At 48.4% G+C, this 1,282-nt stretch carries 3 protein-coding genes; all 3 read right to left on the bottom strand.

Features of this window, described 5'->3' with window-relative positions:
- On the bottom strand, window positions 1–226 hold a 226-nt coding region (locus F9C28_RS19960), incomplete at its 3' end, for an ArsA-related P-loop ATPase (protein ID WP_199016971.1).
- 17 nt (window positions 227–243) lie between these two features.
- Entirely contained in the window at window positions 244–606 is a 363-nt protein-coding gene (gene arsD / locus F9C28_RS19955) for an arsenite efflux transporter metallochaperone ArsD (protein ID WP_000783215.1), read from the bottom strand.
- A gap of 47 nt (window positions 607–653) precedes the next feature.
- The gene (arsR, locus tag F9C28_RS19950) at window positions 654–1,007 is read right to left on the bottom strand and encodes an As(III)-sensing metalloregulatory transcriptional repressor ArsR (RefSeq protein WP_001114073.1); all 354 of its coding nucleotides are present in this window, start codon (window positions 1,005–1,007) and stop codon (window positions 654–656) included.
- Between the last annotated feature and the right edge of the window lie 275 nt (window positions 1,008–1,282).

The raw sequence follows: 1,282 nt of genomic DNA, 5'->3' as shown, positions 1-1,282 counted from the left end.
TCTCCAGAGCCGAAAGACCAGACACAGCAGTCACGGGCTGGATAGTGTTACCGATAGTCTGATCGAATACCTGACCGACATTGGAAGCCGGGTCGGTACTGACAAGCAGAACACGCTTTCCCAGTTCAGCCAGACGTATAGCCGTTGCGCAGGAAATCGAAGTTTTGCCTACACCTCCCTTACCGGTGAAAAACAGGTAAGACGGGATATTCTCTAAGAATTTCATATGTCCTCCTGACATACTCAACAACAGGAAGTTTTACCACCACAGCAACTGGTGGAAGCTAAACCCACCTTTTCCAGCGGTATACCAAACCAGCGAGCCAGTTCAGCGCGTTTTGGGTATCGCCCGGCCATCACCGTTTCACCATCAAGCAACAGCAGCGGAAGCCCTTCAGCTCCAGAAGCCTCAAGGAATGCTTTCGCTTTTTCGTTCTCAACGAAGCTCATAGGCTGCTGCGCCAGGTTATAACGTTCGATCTGAACCCCACGCCCTTTCAGCCATTGCACATCAGCAGAAAAATTGACCAAAACCTGATCGACATCTGAACCACAAACGCCGGTACTGCAGCACATCGCCGGATCAAACACCGTTAACATTTTCATCTTTAACACCTCATATTCGTAAAAACATATATGTACAGGCAAAATTTTTAGATACAAACAGCCTTACCGCTGCCAGAGCAGTTGGCCGATGCCAGCTTACGGGCGATGGCCTGTACGTCGTCCTGTTGACTTAACCAGGCCTGCTCAATCACCAGGGCAGCCCAGGAAGGAATATGCGGGGATAAGCGATAATGAACCCATTTCCCCTGCTTGCGATCCAGCAACAGGCCACTTTCCCGAAGCATCGCCAGATGGCGGGAGGTCTTGGGTTGTGATTGTTCCAGCGCTGTGCAGAGATCGCATACGCACAGCTCCCCCATCTCCCTGAGCAGTAGCACGATACCCAGGCGGGTTTCATCAGATAGTATTTTGAAAAGTTGTAGGGATGCAATTTCTGGCATTATGTACTCCTGCTATGAATGGGTATTGTCTCTCCACCAAAACAAGAAGTCAAAATCATATGTGTTTTCTCGCATGTGAGTGCAGGTGTCACTATGCGGTTGAAAAACGACCTGATGTGCGATCGTTACGTTAGTTGGGTAGGTAAAAAAGTCATTTGAGGCTAAAACATTGCTTAGTGCGGGCTTTCAGTTCATAGAGAAGAATGAATAATATCAATTATAACAATTGGTTATTTCCTTAGCGTACGTTTTCGTTCCATTGGCCCTCAGACCCC

It is taken from the genome of Shimwellia pseudoproteus (assembly GCF_016415625.1).
GTDB classification, from domain to species: Bacteria; Pseudomonadota; Gammaproteobacteria; order Enterobacterales; family Enterobacteriaceae; genus Shimwellia; species Shimwellia pseudoproteus.
Note: the sequence above shows the minus strand (reverse complement) of the source record. Positions and strands in the feature narration are given on the sequence as shown.